Annotated in this window: 2 protein-coding genes; both read right to left on the minus strand. The window is 61.3% G+C overall.

What is annotated here, in order from left to right:
• On the minus strand, positions 1–100 hold a 100-nt coding region (locus EOA60_RS38055), incomplete at its 3' end, for a lipoprotein (protein WP_164899951.1).
• Positions 101–205: 105 nt separating this feature from the next.
• Positions 206–543, minus strand: a 338-nt coding sequence (locus tag EOA60_RS36565; RefSeq protein ID WP_348632762.1) for a hypothetical protein, incomplete at its 5' end; no start/stop codon positions are given.

The following is a 543-nucleotide window of genomic DNA, read 5'->3' on the forward strand; positions in this document are numbered from 1 at the left end:
CGCCGGCGCCGATCAAGCCGCCCCCGACGACATCCTGCTCGGTCGTGGTGCAGCCGCTGACGGCGACCACGGCAACCATGGCAATGATCATTTTCCGCATAAATAGCTCCTCGCTTTTGTCCTCACTTTTGGCAGTGCCAACCGCCGTTTAGCACGAAAAAACGGGCTTTGCCTGCCCGATCTTGTTATTGCTGAAGAGAGTGTCTTACGGGCGTGCGCCGTTTGACGCGACAAGCGCGCCGGAAGTTTCCAGCGACGCGATGAGCCTGCCGTCGGGACGCACGGTCCACAGCAGTTGATCGTAGTCGTCTTCAAGTGCCGGATCGACGGCAAGGCACTCGCCCATGACACGCGGCGTGCGCCCCTGCAGGTCGCCCAACGCAAACGGCCGTTCGGCGATGCAGGCCTCGAAAGTCTCGAAGACGCTGACCGGCACCGACAATTCGCGGCAATCGGTCATGGTGTCCGAGCAGCCAATGACGAGGAGCAAGGCGGCGATGTGTTCCACGGGTCGAATCCTCCCGCCGCAAAGAACGATTGTTG

The sequence above is a fragment of the Mesorhizobium sp. M1A.F.Ca.IN.020.06.1.1 genome, assembly GCF_004023265.1.
GTDB lineage: Bacteria > Pseudomonadota > Alphaproteobacteria > Rhizobiales > Rhizobiaceae > Mesorhizobium.